The 17594-nt window shown below is 60.5% G+C and carries 16 protein-coding genes and 3 pseudogenes; 12 read left to right on the plus strand and 7 right to left on the minus strand.

Annotated elements, in window-relative coordinates; all coding sequences use genetic code 11:
• Positions 1–273 precede the first annotated feature (273 nt).
• The 6 genes and pseudogenes from NKI24_RS20405 to NKI24_RS20430 all read right to left on the minus strand — a co-directional run bounded on the left by NKI24_RS20405 (position 274) and on the right by NKI24_RS20430 (position 6652).
• The gene (locus NKI24_RS20405) at positions 274–534 is read right to left on the minus strand and encodes a pyocin activator PrtN family protein (RefSeq protein ID WP_352449984.1); all 261 of its coding nucleotides are present in this window, start codon (positions 532–534) and stop codon (positions 274–276) included.
• Between the two features lie 1025 nt (positions 535–1559).
• On the minus strand, positions 1560–2615 hold the full coding sequence (locus NKI24_RS20410; protein WP_352568983.1) for a lipocalin-like domain-containing protein: 1056 nt from the start codon (positions 2613–2615) through the stop codon (positions 1560–1562).
• Positions 2605–5014 (minus strand): annotated as a pseudogene (locus tag NKI24_RS20415) (ABC transporter permease). Before NKI24_RS20415 ends, NKI24_RS20410 begins: the two are co-directional and overlap by 11 nt.
• Positions 5014–5670, minus strand: a complete 657-nt coding sequence (locus NKI24_RS20420; protein WP_031211739.1) for an ABC transporter ATP-binding protein — start codon at positions 5668–5670, stop codon at positions 5014–5016. The pseudogene NKI24_RS20415 and the gene NKI24_RS20420 overlap by 1 nt, the downstream one beginning before the upstream one ends.
• A 371-nt stretch (positions 5671–6041) precedes the next feature.
• Entirely contained in the window at positions 6042–6227 is a 186-nt protein-coding gene (locus tag NKI24_RS20425) for a DUF3606 domain-containing protein (RefSeq protein ID WP_023676578.1), read from the minus strand.
• 50 nt (positions 6228–6277) lie between these two features.
• The gene (locus NKI24_RS20430) at positions 6278–6652 is read right to left on the minus strand and encodes a DUF1488 family protein (protein ID WP_023676577.1); all 375 of its coding nucleotides are present in this window, start codon (positions 6650–6652) and stop codon (positions 6278–6280) included.
• Positions 6653–7063: 411 nt separating this feature from the next.
• Between NKI24_RS20430 and NKI24_RS20435 the strand changes: the two genes are divergently transcribed.
• The 10 genes and pseudogenes from NKI24_RS20435 to NKI24_RS20480 all read left to right on the plus strand — a co-directional run bounded on the left by NKI24_RS20435 (position 7064) and on the right by NKI24_RS20480 (position 14914).
• Complete coding sequence (locus NKI24_RS20435; protein WP_352449982.1) at positions 7064–7501, plus strand: hypothetical protein; 438 nt, start codon at positions 7064–7066, stop codon at positions 7499–7501.
• A gap of 629 nt (positions 7502–8130) precedes the next feature.
• Positions 8131–8445 (plus strand): co-chaperone GroES, encoded by a 315-nt coding sequence (locus tag NKI24_RS20440; protein WP_352747833.1) that lies wholly within the window; start codon positions 8131–8133, stop codon positions 8443–8445.
• 50 nt (positions 8446–8495) lie between these two features.
• Positions 8496–10139 carry a chaperonin GroEL gene (gene groL, locus NKI24_RS20445; RefSeq protein WP_352708304.1) on the plus strand — a complete coding sequence of 548 codons (1644 nt, stop codon included), beginning with the start codon at positions 8496–8498 and terminating at the stop codon, positions 10137–10139.
• A 42-nt stretch (positions 10140–10181) separates the two neighbouring features.
• Positions 10182–10256 (plus strand): annotated as a pseudogene (locus NKI24_RS20450) (NADH-quinone oxidoreductase subunit D-related protein); the annotation flags it as partial.
• Positions 10257–10305: 49 nt separating this feature from the next.
• A complete protein-coding gene (locus NKI24_RS20455) occupies positions 10306–10698 on the plus strand; it encodes a 4a-hydroxytetrahydrobiopterin dehydratase (protein ID WP_352747835.1) in 393 nt (130 codons plus the stop codon).
• 8 nt (positions 10699–10706) lie between these two features.
• Positions 10707–11033 (plus strand): antibiotic biosynthesis monooxygenase family protein, encoded by a 327-nt coding sequence (locus tag NKI24_RS20460; RefSeq protein WP_352747838.1) that lies wholly within the window; start codon positions 10707–10709, stop codon positions 11031–11033.
• A 358-nt stretch (positions 11034–11391) separates the two neighbouring features.
• A pseudogene (locus NKI24_RS20465) lies at positions 11392–11520 on the plus strand (DUF736 family protein); the annotation flags it as partial.
• Positions 11521–11888: 368 nt separating this feature from the next.
• Entirely contained in the window at positions 11889–12023 is a 135-nt protein-coding gene (locus tag NKI24_RS20470) for a hypothetical protein (protein ID WP_352747914.1), read from the plus strand.
• 1132 nt (positions 12024–13155) lie between these two features.
• Entirely contained in the window at positions 13156–13734 is a 579-nt protein-coding gene (locus NKI24_RS20475; RefSeq protein ID WP_352747840.1) for a hypothetical protein, read from the plus strand.
• A gap of 112 nt (positions 13735–13846) precedes the next feature.
• On the plus strand, positions 13847–14914 hold the full coding sequence (locus tag NKI24_RS20480; protein WP_352747841.1) for a cyclic nucleotide-gated potassium channel: 1068 nt from the start codon (positions 13847–13849) through the stop codon (positions 14912–14914).
• Between the two features lie 347 nt (positions 14915–15261).
• Here the strand turns inward: NKI24_RS20480 and NKI24_RS20485 are convergent, their stop codons facing one another.
• A complete protein-coding gene (locus NKI24_RS20485) occupies positions 15262–16173 on the minus strand; it encodes a phosphatase PAP2 family protein (protein WP_352747917.1) in 912 nt (303 codons plus the stop codon).
• Positions 16174–16512: 339 nt separating this feature from the next.
• Here NKI24_RS20485 and NKI24_RS20490 point away from each other — a divergent pair, with 339 nt between their 5' ends.
• Positions 16513–16830: an ArsR/SmtB family transcription factor gene (locus NKI24_RS20490; RefSeq protein WP_352747844.1), complete on the plus strand. Its 318-nt coding sequence runs from the start codon at positions 16513–16515 to the stop codon at positions 16828–16830.
• Positions 16827–17309 (plus strand): SRPBCC family protein, encoded by a 483-nt coding sequence (locus NKI24_RS20495; RefSeq protein WP_352747847.1) that lies wholly within the window; start codon positions 16827–16829, stop codon positions 17307–17309. Before NKI24_RS20490 ends, NKI24_RS20495 begins: the two co-directional genes overlap by 4 nt.
• Positions 17310–17594: the final 285 nt, after the last annotated feature.

Here is a 17594-nt window from a genome sequence, read left to right on the forward strand (position 1 = left end):
CGTCGCAGGGACACATGCGTGTTCTGTAGGATCATTTCGCGAAACGCCTCGTTTGATACTGCAAAGTTGTACCATCGTGTCCAACATCAGATGGGACGCAGTCCCAACAAACATGCAGTTCAGACAGTCGATTACGCGTCTTTGTTGAAGTGGTGCTGTACCAAATGCAGTACCGGCCTTGAAACGGTTGATCCAGTTCGTCGCTCATCAGGCCATAAGCCGCGGGCGGCTGTGTACGGGAGGGCTGAACGAAACCTCATTCACGCTCCCTCGCTACTCCGTGAGACCCCTCATTTCCTTTCTCGCAGCCTCAGTCCGGAACTCAAGGTATTTGGCCAAATCGGCGAGATGGACGCCCTTGGCACACTTCTGACTGTCCTCGATCCGCGCGAGCGGAAGGGCAATTTCCCCCATGGAAATCTTTCGGACCAACTTCGGCGGCGTCAGGTGGGAGAAATAGTCTCGGCAGACCTCATCGATCGGGATGATGGCCTTGCCACCATACTGAGCCATCAAAAGCAGTGCTGTGTTCATTCCAGGTTGCTATCCCTGTTAGGAGCTTGGCAGACTAGCAAGCCGCCCAACGGGTTCAACGGCCGGGCAGGGGGCGCGTGCAAAAGGGTGGGCGCGACCTAAGCAACGGCCGGGGCGTTCAAGTCGCTAGAGGGATACCGCCAATACAGTGCTGTGACCGAGTTCGTTTGCTGACGGGCTTCTTAATCGGCGCAAATCGGTCCGACTCCAACCTCCGCAACCAGTTCCAGCATAAATCACTAATAGTCGCGATCTGATCAAAGCCCCGCCGGAAAAAACGGCAAGGCTTTTCCCACGGCAGGTTTGGCGAAGCGCGGAAGGGCACTCTGCCGCCCAGAGTAAGCGGCCTGCACGGTGAAGACGAGAGGGACGCTTTTCCAAGCGCGGAGTTCGAATCCCTCCGAGCCCACCAAGTCGCCTCCCTGCAATGCTGGCCTGGACCTCTCAAATCGTCACGTTAATGATGTCGGTATCGGTGGTTGCGTGTCCCCGCAACCACTTCTGTCATAGTACGATAACCGTCTCGGTCTAACCGAGGCGGTTTTTTCGTGTGGCGAGTTGAAAATGTCTGGATTGCGTGAGGCCGTGAGGCCGGGCATTAAGGCGCATATTTTGCGGGAAGGCCTTCATGAACCTCAATCATCGGCAGAATGCGCCGTGCAGCGTAACCATCCGGTGTGGACCGCGGCAGACGCCGTTTCGCGTGTTAGACTGCTTGGCATGGAGATCGACACCGACAAGATTGACGCGTGCAGCGGTGGTGCTTCGACGTAGAAATCGGAAAACACGCTCGCGGCAACTCTGCACTACGCAGATGCGCGCCCATCTCCGGCCACGCAACATCGATCCGCAATTCGGGGCCATGTAGTGGTAGGTGGCGGCGCAGGACCGCTACATCGCCAGAGCCATTACCTGAGATAGTGGGTTTGAGGTGGTGGTAGAGGGAAGGGCGCTGGAAACTAACCTTCTCCATTTTCGGCAATTCGCCAACCGTCGCGATCTCGCGATTGAGCAGTGTCCTCCAGTCACTCATAGCCTGTCATCTCGAGATAGCCGCGCCCGGCATGGGTGCCCTCAAATCGGATCGGGCCTTCCCAATAGGGAGAGCGTGTGTCCATCCAGGCTTCTGGGTTTAGCGTCCGGATGGTCACATCCACTCCGTTTTCCGGCAATTGCACCCTCCAGCGGATCGGCACGCTACGTCCCGCGACTGCCGCCGTTTCGAGCGGCGTCACCCTTAGCGCGCCGGGGGCCTGCGGCTGCGGCCTGCCGTCGGCCTTGATCCATGTGGCCGATGTAAAGCCCGCGCCTCCGTCGCGCAGGCGAAAGCCCATCATCTTTTCGCCGCTGTCGAAATGCAAGGAGAACCAGTCCCACCCGGTCTGATCCTCAGCCAGCGGCTGCGAGGACCATTCGTGGTCCAACCACGCCTGACCGGACACCGCGATCACGCCCGCCGGAAGGGTCAGTGTACCGGTCACGTGGTAGAATGGTTGCGAGTAGTAATAGCTCGCCTGCCCCTTCTCGGATTTCACCGAGTAGCCCTGCACTCCCTGCGGCACCAGAGGGCCTTTGGCGTCCAGTGCCAGTTCGTAGGAAAACGCCTGTCCCGCCGCGTGCAGATCGAGCGCCGACAGCGCATCTGCCTCTGGCAGGGCCCGACCTGCCATCTGCCAGTTGTCAATCCAGGCCGCAAAGGGTGCAGCCGAAACGCCCGCCTGGCCGATGCCGCCCCGTGCCAGCCGTTCGGCCACGAATTGGTGCGTTCGCGTCGTCAGCCCGGCATGGCCCATCCAAAGCTGCGGACTGGACCAGCCGGACCGCTCCACCGGGGCCAGGGCGGATCGGAAAAGAGTCCATTGCACGCCATAGTCCGCTCCATCCGCAGCTTGCAGGTTGGCCGTCAAATACCACCATTCGATCCGGTAACCGGGGTGCGGGCCGTGGTCTGCCGGAAAGTTGAATGCAGTCCCCGGCTGCGGCACTGAAAACCCGTCAGCCTCTGTGCCAAGCCCAGCAAAACCCTGGCCAAAGGCAGGTGCGGCCAAGCTCATGTAGATCAGCAATGCTCTAACGCTCATGTGCAAATACCTTCAGCAAATCCGATGGCGAAAGACGCGCCAGCCGCCAGGCAGGCACGGCGGCTGCAAGTCCGGCCGCCAGCAACGCGAGCGCCGCCAGCCGCGCCCAGTCACCGGGAAAAAGGTGCATTGGCAGACGCCAGCCAAAAGCCTCCACATTCACCACCGCCATTAGAACAAAGGCGAGCCCGATACCTACAGGCAGAGCGGCCAGCATGGTCAAGGCTGCCAACAACAAGCCGCGCCAAAGCTCCAGCCATACGAGGTGGCGGCGGGGCAGACCCATGGCCCAGACCGGCGCCAGTTGCGGTAGGCGCATCCCCGACAGGGTCATGAGGCTCGCAAACATCGCCAGCCCCGCGACTCCCAGCGTCAGCACATTCAGCGCGGCTGTCACTCTGAATGTGCGCTCAAACACTTTGAGCGAAAAGACCTTGATCCCGGCCTGGTCAATCACGTTCTGCGCGGGCAGCCCGAATTCCGCCCGCAAACCCGCAGCCAGTGCTTCGGCCTTGCCGGGGGCAATCCGAATGGCATAGCGCAGGCGGGAGACGTCAGGATAGTGCTGGAGCAGTGTGTCGATCCCGATGATCACTTGGCCGATCGGGTTGCCATAGTCGGCATAGACGCCGACGATGCTGGCCCGCCAGCCACCGGGCAGCGTGATCTGGTCCCCTAAGCCCAACTTCTGGCGCCGCGCCAGTTGTTCGTTGATCAGGGCGCCGTCGCCTGTGGCGATCCGGTCCCACACCCCCGGCACTGCAGAGAGGATCGGCCAGTTGTCGCGATAGGTGCCATGATCGGCCACGCCGTATATTGCCGCGGGCTGGCCTGCGACCCGGCCCTCAATGCTCCAGATCGGCAGGACCGCGTCGCTGCGCTGGGCCAGCCAGTCGCGTATCGCCGTGGCCTCTGCTTCGGTGCGGGCGGTCACGTAAAGCTCTGAGGCGAGACGCTGATCGAGCCAGCCGGTGAAGGTCAGCCGAAAGCTCGACACCATCGTGCTGACGCCCACATTGACGGCCAGCGCAAGCAGCAGTGCCATTAGCGCCAATGACAGGCCGGGAAGCTGTTGACGCGTGTCGGCCCAAAACCATTCAGCCAATGGTCCACGCGCCAAGCGGCCGCCAAGGTGCAATATCCCCGTCAGCACGAGCGGCAGCGCCAGTGCCGCCCCCATCAGCAGTGCCGCCAGAAGCGCAAAGCCCGCCTCGAGGCCGGATCCGAAGTGTGCAATTCCCGCCGCCGTCAACAGGAGCACCATCGCAGCCACGCCTTGCGCGCGCAGGGCCCGCTCTGAAGCCCGCGCCCAGGCCCGAGGCTGGGCCGGCGCAAGCAGCGGCAGGTGCCATAGCCGCCAGAGGCTTTGTGCGGCCGCTACCAGCGTGCCGATTACCGCGATCGCCAGCCCCGCTGCCCACACTGCGGGGCGGATCGACAGCGTTCCCGGCACATCGACCCCGTAAAGTCCGCGCAGGGTGGCGGCGACGTCGGGCAAAAGGGCCGAGGCGACTACATAGCCAAGTGCCACGCCCACCAATCCCGCGAGGAGGGCGAAGATCAGCAGCTCGGCGATCAGCAAAAGAACCAGCACGCGGGCCGGCAAGCCCAGTGCGCGCAGCGTGCGAAACACCGGGCGGCGCTGTTCAAAAGCCAGACCGATGGCGGAATGGCACGATGAAGAGCCCCACCGCAAAGGCAAGAAAACCCAAAGCCGTCAGGTTCAGGTGAAAACTGTCGGTCAGCCTGGCAAGATCCCCCGTTTCACTCGGCTCGCGCAGGGTCAGGCCGGGGGCTGTCACCTCTAGAGGGGCACGGCCAATCGGTTGGTCCGGCCAGAGCAAAAGACGAGAGATCTTGTCCTTTGCCCCAAGCAAGACCTGCGCCTGCCCGATGTCGGTGAGGACTGTGCCAGGCGGCAAACCCTCGGCCACGCGCACGGGAGGTGTTGCTTGCTCGGTTAGTCGTGCCGCGGTTTCCGGAGTTGCATAGAGCACCCCGGGCGCCGTGATGAACGGCAATAGCTCATCACCCACTGCAACATCCACCTGCTGCGCCTGCGGCGGCAAAGTCAGTGGGTCAATGCCGAGGACGCGCAACCGCACATCCCCAAACCGCATTTCACCTTCAATCACCGGCGAAGCCAGCCAGCCTGCTCGCCGCAGTCTCACAAACACCTGTTGATCCATCCGGGTCCCGTCCTCACGCACCAGTTGCGCGAGCCGGTCCTGCCCAAGGATCGCCGCTGCACGGTCATAGCTCGCCCGCGCCTCACCGTTGATCGCCTGAATCGCTGACCACAACGCCGTTGCCAGCGATAGCCCCAAAAGCAGCATCGCCAGTTGGACAGGCCGCCTGCGCCAATGCGACAAGAGCGCTGACAACCCGGTCCACACCATCAAGCCAGCCGTCCCGCGTGCAGGTGAACGTGGGCGTTCAGCCGGTTTGCCAGACGGTTGGAATGGGTAACCATTAACAGGGCGGCACCCGTTTCAGCCACCAGCGACAGCATAAGATCGAGTACAGCGTCCCCTGTTGCCTCATCGAGATTGCCCGTGGGCTCATCGGCCAAAACCAGCCGGGGCCGAACGGCTAGGGTCCGCCCAATCGCCACCCGCTGTTGTTGCCCACTCGACAGCTGTTCAGGGTAGCGCGTTAGGACCTTGGCCAGGCCCAGCCGTTCAGCAAGGACCTTCAGCCACGCCGGATCAGGACGGCCGGCAAGTCGAGCCTGAAAGGCAAGGTTGGCTGCCACATCAAGCGAAGGGATCAGGTTGAACTGCTGGAACACAAGTCCGACTGTTCCCCGCCGCAGGGCGGCAAGGGCCGTATCGTTCAGCCCCACAATATTGGTACCGCCAAGGTGGATTTCTCCCGCATCAGGGCTGTCGAGCCCTGCAACGAGGTGCAAAAGCGTGCTCTTGCCGCTGCCAGACTCGCCGGTCAGCGCAAGGCTCTTGCCCGCCTCCAGCGAAAGATCGATCCCGTGCAGAACATGCAACGGCCCTTCGCCAGTGGGGTAGAATTTGTCGATCTGGTCCAGCCTCAGCAGCATGTTACTCCCCGGAGGCCCGCGTGCTTCTGACACGGCATGCCAGTGAAATAGCGCCAAACAACGACCCCTTTCATACAGCCTCCAAACCCACTGCCTTAATTGGACAATGGTTTTCTTCAGAGGCTCGCGTTTTGCATCTAACGCGACCTCCACTTGGAATTCGATGTACAATTACGATCTAGAGCGGTTCTCAGCTAGGCGGGATAGGCGTTGACCGTGCCGTCGCAACTCACTCTCCAAACGGAACTGGAGCGCTGCCTTCAATTCCTCAGCAGTGCCGATGCCGTTGCCGAAAAGCGCCATGATTATGCCTGCAGCCTGGTCACACTCAGGCGTGCTCGGCTCTATGCCAGCCTCACGGGAATACGCGATCAAACCTTTCGGGCAAAGAGTTCCTCTTCGATCTTTGCGCGGTTGTTTCCATACTTTTTTACCAGCCTGAGGGCATCAGCCCGTTCGAGATGGTGCTTCTTCATGAGGTACCCGACTTCATAGTCTTCGCCACCGTCGACCCGTGCTCTGTCTTGCGGACCACGCTTTGACTTGTCGTCTGCCATGACAACCTCCATGGGCGATCGCCTCGCCCAAACATGTCAAGGATAATCCTCTAATCGACGGGGACAAGGACGTAGTCGCCAACCATGTCGAAACCGCACAACTCCGCGGTCGCAGGGATAAGCCGATCCCTTACGGGGAACGCTTTGCTCGTCCGCCGTTCGAAGCGTCGAGGTCTTCTGGGCTGGTACACGTTCTTGCGGCCGTGGGAGGAAGCTTTCCGCGCGACATCACGAATGGAGTCCCTTGATGCATCGAAGGTCGCCAAATAACCCGCTTCGGCTGTGGCTGCTTCCGGTTTTGCGTTCGCGAGCGCTTCAATCTCAATCAAGAACGGCATTTCAAACATGCCATCGTAGCCGAGAAAATGGAGGTATTGTCCGGCCTCGTCGTAGCTGCGGCTTCGGTTCGGAAAAGTCAGCGCCAAGGTTGAACATACCTCAAGCCGTCAAGAACCGCGTAGCGAACGTCTGTTGCAGGCTCGCGGCCTTGCGTCTCTTCGCATTGTGCGCGTTCAGAATTACGGCGGTTTCGAAGCTAAACTGCCACTCGCTTGATCCCGCTGCCCGGCCAGCGATGGAGCCGGGCTACTCCAGCACAGACTCTGCCCGTCGATCACCTCGATCGGCACGGACTCCAGACCGACATCGTCGAACAGCCGCGCATTTGACCGCGTTCGCCAAATTAATGGCCGGATCTTTGCGAAGCCTCCGCATTTTCGTGGGGGAAGCCCTCCCAGCATCATCGTGATTGGACTTCACGATCGGTTGGAGTCACGCTGGCCGCAGGCATAAGAAGGATATGGGTGGACCAACTATCGTCCGAATAGGAGGCCAAAATGAAACACCAGACGATCGAGCAACTGCAGATCGTCGCCGAGATCGATCAGGCCTACCCGCGCCAGGCCATGTCGCGCAGCGAGCGTCTTGAACACTGGGCGGAGCTCCTTGAACGGAACCCTGACCGGCGCCTCTCGACGCTGCACCAGACCGAGTATCAGCCGGTTAGAGCACGCGGGGCCATGCGCGGCGACGGCTCGCCGATCTCAGTCGCTTTCGAGGATCCTGTCCTCCGCGCCGCCGGGTTGGAAAACGACAACTACGGCGAAGCGAAGCGGTTCTTCGAACTGACCGACAGGCAATTGCATGAGATCATCTGCTATTGCCATTTCGGCGCGACGGTGACCGCCGCAACGGCCGCCCGTCACATCCGTGCGGCGATTGCCGGGAGACAGCCCGGCATGTTCGCTCGGATGCGTGAGGCGTTCGTCGGATAAAGCCAGCGCCGTTTCGCAGCATCATTTTTGAAGCGGCTCGCATGGAAAGCCGCCGCCGTAGCGCAGGCAACCGCTCCCCACGCGGGGAGGCTGCGTTGCATGAGGGGGTGCGGCTTTCCGCAGGAGCACGCCGACGCCCCTCCTGCATCTTTTCCATCCGAACCGGAAAGATCCCAATGCTGCTAGTACATCCGTGGTCAGCGCCGTGGTTCAAAGGCTCGAACAGAGCGACATGCGCGCCGGATAAGCGCTATACATTCGCCGTCGAAAATTCGGTGCTTCATGGTGGGTCGAAGGTCGCGGACCTATGTCGATCGGGACCGGGAAAGCCAAATCGTGCCAAATTTTCGCGAACTGTATATAAACATTCAATCAAGGCTCAATAGGTTTGGTGCGTAATTGCGGGTTAATATAGTCTGTTTTCGGCAAAAGTAAGAGGGATGAATTACAATAAAATTGCCTATGGCTCCGCCTTTCGGACGGCCAAAAGCGCCGGTAACAACGACTGATTTACATTTCAAATATTTTCGGTTGAGGAATTAAAAATTTGGCACTCCTATCATTCGAGTGCCAAAGGGGCTATGTTAAGTGTTGCAGTCGCTCTATGTGCGGCGGCAGAAAGAACCCCAATGAAATTCCGACCACTCCACGACCGCGTCGTCATTCGGCGCGCGGAAGGCGATACCAAATCCAAGGGCGGGATCATTATTCCCGACACCGCCAAGGAAAAGCCTCAGGAAGGCGAAGTGATCGCCGTCGGCCCGGGCTCGCGTAACGAGAGCGGCAAGCTGATCCCGCTCGACGTCAAGGCCGGCGATCTCATCCTGTTCGGCAAATGGTCCGGCACCGAGGGCAAGATCAATGGCGAGGACCTCCTGATCATGAAGGAGAGCGACATTTTGGGCATCGTCGAGAAGACCAAAGCGGCCAAGAAAGCCGCCTGACCGGGCGATTTCCGATCCCGCAATTTCAAGACTGAACTGGACGTAAAATCATGTCTGCCAAGGAAATCAAATTCGCTACCGATGCCCGCGACCGGATGCTTCGCGGCGTCGAAATTCTGAACAACGCCGTCAAGGTGACGCTCGGCCCCAAAGGCCGCAATGTCGTCATCGACAAGGCCTATGGCGCGCCGCGCATCACCAAGGATGGTGTCGCCGTCGCCAAGGAAATCGAGCTTGCCGACAAGTTCGAGAACATGGGCGCCCAGATGGTGCGCGAAGTGGCCTCGAAGACCAACGACCTTGCCGGCGACGGCACGACGACAGCCACGGTGCTGGCCGCTTCCATCCTGCGCGAAGGTGCCAAATTCGTTGCCGCGGGCATGAACCCGATGGATCTCAAGCGCGGCATCGACCTTGCTGTGGCTGCTGTGGTGAAGGACATTCAAACCAGGGCCAGGAAAGTCAAATCTTCGGACGAGATCGCCCAGGTTGGTACGATCGCCGCCAATGGCGACGCGTCGGTCGGCGCCATGATCGCCAAGGCGATGAACAAGGTCGGCAATGAGGGCGTGATCACCGTCGAAGAAGCCAAGACAGCCGAAACCGAACTCGATGTCGTCGAAGGCATGCAGTTCGACCGCGGCTATCTCTCGCCCTATTTCGTCACCAATGCCGAGAAGATGCGCGCGGAGCTGGAGGACCCTTACGTTCTCATCCATGAGAAGAAGCTCGGCAACTTGCAGGCGTTGCTGCCGATCCTCGAAGCTGTGGTTCAAAGCGGTAAGCCGCTGCTGATCATCTCGGAAGACGTCGAAGGCGAGGCGCTGGCGACGCTGGTCGTCAACAAGCTGCGCGGCGGCCTCAAGGTCGCGGCCGTCAAGGCGCCAGGCTTCGGTGACCGGCGCAAGGCGATGCTGGAAGACATTGCCGTGCTCACCGCCGGCCAGATGATTTCCGAGGATCTCGGCATCAAACTCGAGAACGTCACCATCGACATGCTCGGGCGGGCTAAGCGCGTGCTCATAGAGAAGGATACGACGACGATCATCGACGGCGCCGGCGAGAAAGCCACCATCCAGGCGCGCGTCCAGCAGATCAAGTTGCAGATCGAGGAAACGACCTCGGATTACGACAAGGAGAAACTCCAGGAGCGGCTGGCGAAGCTGGCTGGCGGCGTTGCTGTCATTCGCGTCGGCGGCGCGACCGAGACGGAAGTCAAGGAAAAGAAGGACCGCATCGATGATGCGCTGAACGCCACTCGTGCAGCCGTGGAAGAAGGCATCGTTGCCGGCGGCGGTGTTGCGCTTTTGCGCGCCAAGGCAGCTTTGACTGAGCTTACTGGCGCGAATGCTGACATGACGGCAGGTATTTCGATTGTGCTGAGAGCACTTGAAGCGCCGATCCGCCAGATTGCCGAGAATTCCGGCGTCGAGGGCTCGATCGTCGTCGGCAAGCTCGCCGACAGCAAGGATCACAATCAGGGTTTTGATGCCCAGAACGAGATCTACGTCGACATGATCAAGGCCGGTATCGTCGACCCCGCCAAGGTCGTTCGGACGGCCCTGCAGGATGCCGGCTCGATTGCCGCGCTCCTGATCACCGCTGAAGCAATGATCGCGGACATTCCGCAGAAGGATGCGTCCGCTATGGGTGGCGCAGGAGGTATGGGCGGAATGGGCGGAATGGACTACTGAGCGGCGCCTGAAACTATAGCCAGGACGACGGAAGGCCCAGCACGCGGGCACATGCGAGCCGATATCTTGGCGATCATCGGCTCGCTCGACATCGTGTTCGGGGAGATCGATCGATAGGCGCTCGTCGCTGTCGTTTTTGCTGCTAAAAATGGTCTTGGAGAAGAACATGACCGACACTCTTGCCGAGAAAACATGTACGCCTCGTCGCGGCGGCGTCCCGCCGCTCACGCGTGATGAAGCCCAACGCTTCCAGGCACAGGCTCCTGATTGGGAGCTGGGTGACGATGCCCACCGCATCCAGCGGAGCGTTCGATGCCGCAATTTCCGGGACGCGCTCACCCTTGTTCAGGAGATCGGTGAGCTCGCCGAAAGCGAGGGCCATCACCCCGACATCAGCTTCGGCTGGGGTTATGTGACGGTGTCCCTGAGCACCAAGAAGATCAAAGGACTGCACGAGAACGATTTCATCATGGCGAGCAAGATCGATCGGATGCTCGATCGCTCGGGGGGCCCCTCGACCGCCAACGGTGACACGGCAAATCCATTGCCAATCAAGTGAGGTCGTTTATGCCACACATCCGAACCGACGATCAGCCCGTCACCCAAATCACCATCGTCGATTCTGAACCGGACAAGCAGGCCGAGGCATTGTCCGTCGTGACCGAGCGAGCGCGCTTTATGGCGCGCCAGCCTGGCTTCATCTCAATCAGCCTGCATCGCAGCCTCGACGGGCGGCGCATCGTCAACTACGTCCAATGGCAGAATCGCGATCTCTTGCGATCGGCTCATCAATCGCCGGAATTCCGCAAGGAGTGGGGTCACTTCGATCAGTTGACGGACGAGATCGATCCCAATCTGTACGAGGTAGCCCAGGTGATAGATAGTGGTCAGTAGGCGTGCTGTTCAGGTGACCTGAACCGCCGGGTCGAGACAGCCGACATGAGCTGGTGAATTTACATGCACCAACGGCCCCTCCATGCACCAGTGCTCTCCGGCGGGCCTGGGGGGCCGATCCGCAATGCACTACGTCGATGTTCCACATTTGACGGCAATCAAGAAAGACAGCGCCATTCGGGTCCACGGTTCCATTGTCCCGGACAAATTTCGATTTCACCGGGCGAGGAGAAGCAAGTGCCAGACAAGGATCAAGTTATTGGATCGGCCAAAAGGGCCAAAGGCACCTCACTCCGCATCGAACTTACGTGGCGCACTGCATAACACCGAGTTCGGGGCAGCATAGAAGAAGACCTCGAGCGAGGGACGCGACTACCCCGTCAAGCTCGACGATCCAAGCTTCTCCGCTCCGATATCTGCGAGCCCGGTCGAGACCGACACCGAGGGCGCGTTCTCGCTCATCGGGTCTCGCCGCGCCGCAGAGTGATCCGACCTAACACGAAGCCCAGCAGCAAGGCAGAGCTTCGCCATATTCAGGTTCGCCACTGCTTGGCACCTCTGTCAGATGCGGCACGTTACACTTTGGCAGGTGCCTTGCGCGCCTTCCTCACCGGCGACTTAACTGCCATTGGGGTTGTTCACAACGCTCTCCGGCGAGCCGTGACGGCTCGCAGTAAACTTCGTCAACGCTTATGAAAGGTGCAACGGAATGGCCCAGATCGGAACCTTCACCTGCAACGACGACGGCTTCTTCGGCAACATCTCAACCCTGGCGCTCGACGGGAAGCTTGCCATCCTGCCCGCCGACAAATCGAATGCCAAAATATGCCAGACCACCGCGTTCTCTACAAAGACATGGAGATCGGTGCGGCGTGGGATCGCACCGGCGAGAAGGCTGTCGCCCTCTCTCCGTATGCATCGACGATTCATCCTTCGTGCAACCCGATCCGCGCAACTCTGTTCCAATCCGATGCCGAGAAAAGTGCTTAGGGCCTGCACTGGAGCCGGCTCTCGGAGCGCGACGAGCGAGGCTGATCGGATGCTCCTATTGCGCCTCAGCGAGCCTTTCGCGTCAACTCGGGCGCTGGTTAAACACTCCGACCCGATCTCCCGTCAGGCGGCTGGCGTGCGTAGCGAAGGTCAAGGGCGGCGGGACGCTTGCCAATGGCTGCGGACGCTCATCGCGACGCAATTTGCGGCAAGCAGGTCGGCCGACGAAGCCTTGCCCTTGAAGCGAGCACGGCGGCAGACTGCCTGTGCGTTAGGATAGGGGTGCATGCACTGTCGTCCGCAGCACCATGACAATGATGTCTGCATGCTTGGCTCACCCATTCGGCGTCGGCTATTTGCGCGGAACCTCCCACGCATGGTGAATGGCGGGCGCGCTCCAGCAGCACGATCTTATCCGCTGATCCATGGTTTCCGGGAAGCTGCGCGCATCGCTGATCAATGGTGCGGTTTCCATTCCGACGCGCTCTCGGCAGGGAGCGGGCGAGGCGAGCGCCCTCCATTCGCCGGTTTTCGCGCACGGGCGATATCCGGAATGACGTTGCAATGCGTAGCGACCGTTGACGCGAATGTTGCGGCAGAGGCAGTGTTCGCGGCGATTCATTCGCCCAACAGTCGGTCGCCAACGAACGTTGCCGTAGTTGACTTAACTGCGGTCGAGCCTCGGCCGGATAGCTTGTGTGTCCGGCTGCGAGACCCGCCGCAGATAGCCTGTTTGTCCAGCGCCCTTCTACAGCGTCACGTTGACAGTGGCATTCCTGGTCGAATGCATTTCGGCTTGTTGCGTTGCGGGAATTGCGGTGGGAGGGTTGTTTCAGGAGGGGGCGGGACGGGAGGGACGGCAAGATAAAGCGAGCTGGCGCTCGCCCTCGCTTCGCTCGTAAGCGTCTGTCTGCACATTGTTTTTTCCGGCGCGTGCGGACACCGAGCGGCACGGCGCGAGGTGCGAAGGGTGCTGGTTGGTCCGTTATCCCACTGATCTGAACAGGAAAGTTTAGGTGCCGCAGCGATGTGCGATCCGCCATCCTACGCCACAGCAAGTCATTGCAGTCCATAGCATGCTCAGCGCTCCGGCCGTCTTGAAGCGCGAAATCCGACTCCCGATGCTGTCGTCATGGCAGATGGTGACAGCCACAGATTCCAAGTTCGCATCGGCCGGACGCGGAATGGGCGCGCGCCGGTCAATCTGCGGACGCTGCCTTTCGTGCGCCAGGTCGAGATCGCCGTCCGCAAGCAGGGCGGTAATCCCTATCGCATCGGCGCAAGCAGCGGAGCCGGGAATGGGAATGGCCGCTTCAATGCCCGCGGCCGCGGCGGCAAGGTGGTCTCAGCGTTGCCAAAGGACGGCGGCGGGTGGCGCCAGGATCCCAATGGCGTCCGCTTTCGTTCCCGCCGCGTCGTGGTGAAGGCGCGCGTCGTCAAGCTGCCGGGACGAGGGAAGGGGACCACCGGGCGCGGCCAAAAGTTTGTGACGACCAGCAAGGCTGTCGATGCGCATCTGCGCTATCTCCAGCGCGACGGCGTGACCAGGGACGGCGAGAAGGGAAGGGTGTACTCGGCTTTCGACGACGAGGCCGACGGCAAGGCCTCCGTCGAGCGCGGACGCGGTGACCGGCATCAGTTCCGCTTCATCGTCGCGCCGGAGGAGCCGGCGCTGGGTGTGGTTCGAGGGGCAGCTCGATCTCGACCCTGATCGGATGGTTCATGGCCTATGGTCCAGCGACGATCGCAGCGAAAATAAGCACCTTTGCGCTTGCCTTGAAGGCATCCTATTCTGGCGGGTAGTATCCGCTCGTGGGCATAGAATGTCGGTACTGCCTTTCTTAAGAATTTACGCGCCGCTCAACGCGGTGCTGGCTGCGACTGGGCTTGTGGCGGTGGCTACGCTCACGACACCGGACCTGTCCGGACGAAGCAGACTGGCTTTGGCTGCCGTGCTCGCGGTCATTTGGGGCGTCTATCTCCTGGAATTGGCCGAGAAACTGCTCAAGCGCCGGGCGGGAGACGTTCGGGACAGGACGCCGGCAATCGCCATTGATGTGCTCGCGGTTTTGGTTCCACTCGCCGCATTTCTGCTCGTCGGCACGCCCGACCGGAGCCTCTACTGTGCTGTCTGGCTGCTGAAACCGCTGCGCGACTCAACTTTCTTCCCGCTGCTGGGCAGAATCCTGACCAACGAAGCGCGCAACCTGATCGGCGTCGCCACGGTCTTCGGCATCGTTCTTTTCGGTTTTGCGCTCGCAGCCTATGTCATCGAGCGCGACGTCCAACCGCAACAGTTCGGCAGCATCCCCCAGGCAATGTGGTGGGCGGTGGTCACGCTGTCCACCACCGGCTATGGCGACGCTATTCCGGAAAGCTTCGCCGGCCGCGTCCTTGCCGGGGCGGTCATGATGAGTGGCATCGGCATCTTCGCGCTCTGGGCTGGCATTCTTGCCACCGGCTTTTATCAAGAAGTCCGTCGCGAGGATTTCGTCCGCAATTGGCAATTGGTCGCCGCCGTGCCGTTGTTTCAGAAGCTCGGCCCGGCCACACTAGTCGAGATCGTGCGCGCATTACGACCTCGCATCGTGCCGGCGGGCGCTGTGATCTGCCGCAATGGCGAGACCGGTGATCAGATGTTCTTCGTCGTGGAGGGGCGCGTCAGCGTCGCGACGCCGAACCCGGTGGATCTGGGCCCTGGCGCCTTCTTCGGCGAGATGGCGCTGATCACCGGCGAACCGCGCTCGGCGACCGTCAGCGCCACAACGGTGGTCTCACTCCTGTCGCTACACTCGGCGGATTTCCAGATGCTGTGCAGCAGCAGCCCGGAGATCGCAGAAACCATCCGCAAGACCGCGCTCGAGCGGCGCGGCGCGGCGCCTAACGGTTGACCGTATTAGACTAGGTGTTCCTCAGGAGGAGGATGCGATGCCAAGGCGGCCAATTGCCTGCCGATGGTGGCTGGCTGGAACTACATGCTGTGCCGCTGCCGAACCACCCTCAATACAAATCGCCACGGAATCGTGGAAAAATGCTTTAAAATCAACGCGGGAGGCGTTGCGACGCTGCATCTCGACCGCACCATTAAATTCGAAAGCGGAATCTCTTGCCCGTTGAATTCGAGCACGGCAGGGGGCGTCCTTGTCGGGGCACGTGCTTTTGCCTGATTGCGGTCGCGAGTTTGGCTTATGCGAAGTGGCCATCGGCGGGCATGGCCTCTATCGACAAGCGCACATAACTATTCGCGCACCAGGCGTCCGGTCGCCCACCAGATCACCGATACAACAACGATCGATGCGTAGCCGTCCACGGCATAGTGCCAGCCAGTGAACACCGATCCGTACAGGATCAGGGCTGCAAAGGTCCAACCCGGAACGCCAAGCCAGCGATTGATCGATGACAGCAAATAGGCATTCAATGTGGCAAAGGCGACATGCATGCTTGGCATGGCCGAGATGCCGCCGCCAAGACTTGGCCGGCCGCTTTGGTAAGCCATCAGGAGATATGCCGCGGGTTCCCGCACCATGTAACTATGGTCCAGCCTGTCCAGGGCCGCATTCAATCCGTGGAAGCGATCCACGCCGACAAAGTGGTGGTAGTAAACCGGTCCGACCGATGCCAGCGCCAGGGCCAAGACCGTTCCGAGGACGGACAACGTCAGCGCTGCTGCGCAGAGATAGCGGATGGGGGCGATCTCGTCCGACCAGAGCGACACGAAAAGGATAGTGCCGAACCACTGGTAAAACCAAATGACTTCATAGCTGTTGAAGACGACGAACGACCAATTGTTGCTGTCGAGCTTATGGACGATCTCCCATGGCGGCATCTCGTGCAGCCATTCATCAGCGTCGGCCAACCAGTTGTCGGCATAGTATGGGACGACGGACGGGATGGCGATCTTGTAGGTAGAGAACGCGGTCAAGCTGGCAAAGAAGAACAGCAGCACCAGCAGACAACCGCGCCAGCGCCCTTGAACCAAATCCAGTGCGTAGCGAACCGGTTGCCGCCGGCCATGGATTAGCGCGGCACAGCAGACGCCACCGATAAACAACACCGGAATGCCAACAAGAAACTTGTGAGAATAGATTAAGGCTGACGTATAGAATACTTCTGGATATAGTGCAGCTGCGCTTAAAACGTATGTCGCCATGAACAAGGAGAGGCGCAATTGCCATAGGGCGGAGGGCCTGTAGCGAGAGGCTTCCGTGGTTAGGGCCAAACCAATTTACCCGTTCTTAACGTTTCGCCGGAGAGACACATACACCGATAAGGTAAAAACCTTGCCGCCAGGTTTACTTTTCCCCGGTGGTCGACATTTGCCGGCTGGCCGCATGCGGTGGATTGATTCCCTGAGCAATCTTGCATCCGCATTGCTGTCCATGCCCCCGCGTCAAGGAATTGCCCCAGAGCCTCGAACCGGCCGGGTGTTTAAACACCGGTCCACCGCTCCCTCAGTTGACATATCATAAGTTTTAGCTTATCATAAGTCATGATTTATGATTATGCAGGAATGGTGGCCTTGGCCGATCCGACGCGCCGCAAGGTGTTCGAGCTCATCGCCGATCGGCCACGCGCGGTCATCGATCTGACGCGAGTGCTTCCGGTTTCGCAGCCGGCGGTATCGCAGCACCTCAAGGTTTTGAAGCAAGCCCGGCTGGTCCGCGCAGAGCCGAAAGGTGCCAGCAACATCTATCATCTCGACCCGCATGGGCTCGGCGAGATGCGCGCCTGGCTCGACCGCATGTGGGGCGATGCGCTCGACGCCTTCAAACGGGAAGTCGACAACAGCAAGGAGAAGAGGAAATGACGACCATGATCAAGCCCGCGCCGGTCAGGAAGTCGGTGACGGTGGAGGTGCCGCTCGACAGGGCATTCGATGTGTTCACCACAGGATTCGGGCGCTGGTGGCCGGCTTCGCACTCGATCGGCAAATCCGCCCTGACGACCGCGGTGATCGAACCGAAAGCCGGCGGCCGCTGGTACGAGATCGGCGAGGATGGGTCACAATGCGATTGGGGCGAGGTTCTCGCCTGGGATCCGCCGTCAAGGCTGACGCTCGCCTGGCGCATTGGAGCCGGCTGGCGCTACGATCCGGCATTGCTGACCGAAGTCGAGATCCGCTTTGTCGCGCTCGGCGAGAACGCGACGCGTGTGGAACTCGAGCACAGGCTTCTGGAGAACATGGGCGAAACCGCAGAGGCGATGCGCGAGGCCTTCGAGTCCGAGGGTGGCTGGAGCGGTCTCCTGGACCGCTATGCGGCTGAGGCCAAGCGCCACGCCGCCTGATCGGGAAGCCGTTAAGTCCAATATCCAGCGAGGCCGTCGCACCGTCGGCCTCGCCGTTTTTGAATCAGTGTCGATCTGCCCATCTGGTTGACCGGGGCGGGGAGATACGCTGCCCTTTACCTGCCGCCGCGAAGGTTTGCAGCGTCGCAGGTTTGTAGAACGTCCTCTCCTCCTACCATCCGGTATGCGCCGCGTCGTTTGGACGCGCGAACGGCGCTGTAGCAATTTGTCGTTGTGCATGGTCCTTTCGCAAAATCGATTCCGATTGTCAGGATCATGGTCTAG

It is taken from the genome of Mesorhizobium sp. M0701, from assembly GCF_040320365.1.
Classification (GTDB): Bacteria; Pseudomonadota; Alphaproteobacteria; order Rhizobiales; family Rhizobiaceae; genus Mesorhizobium.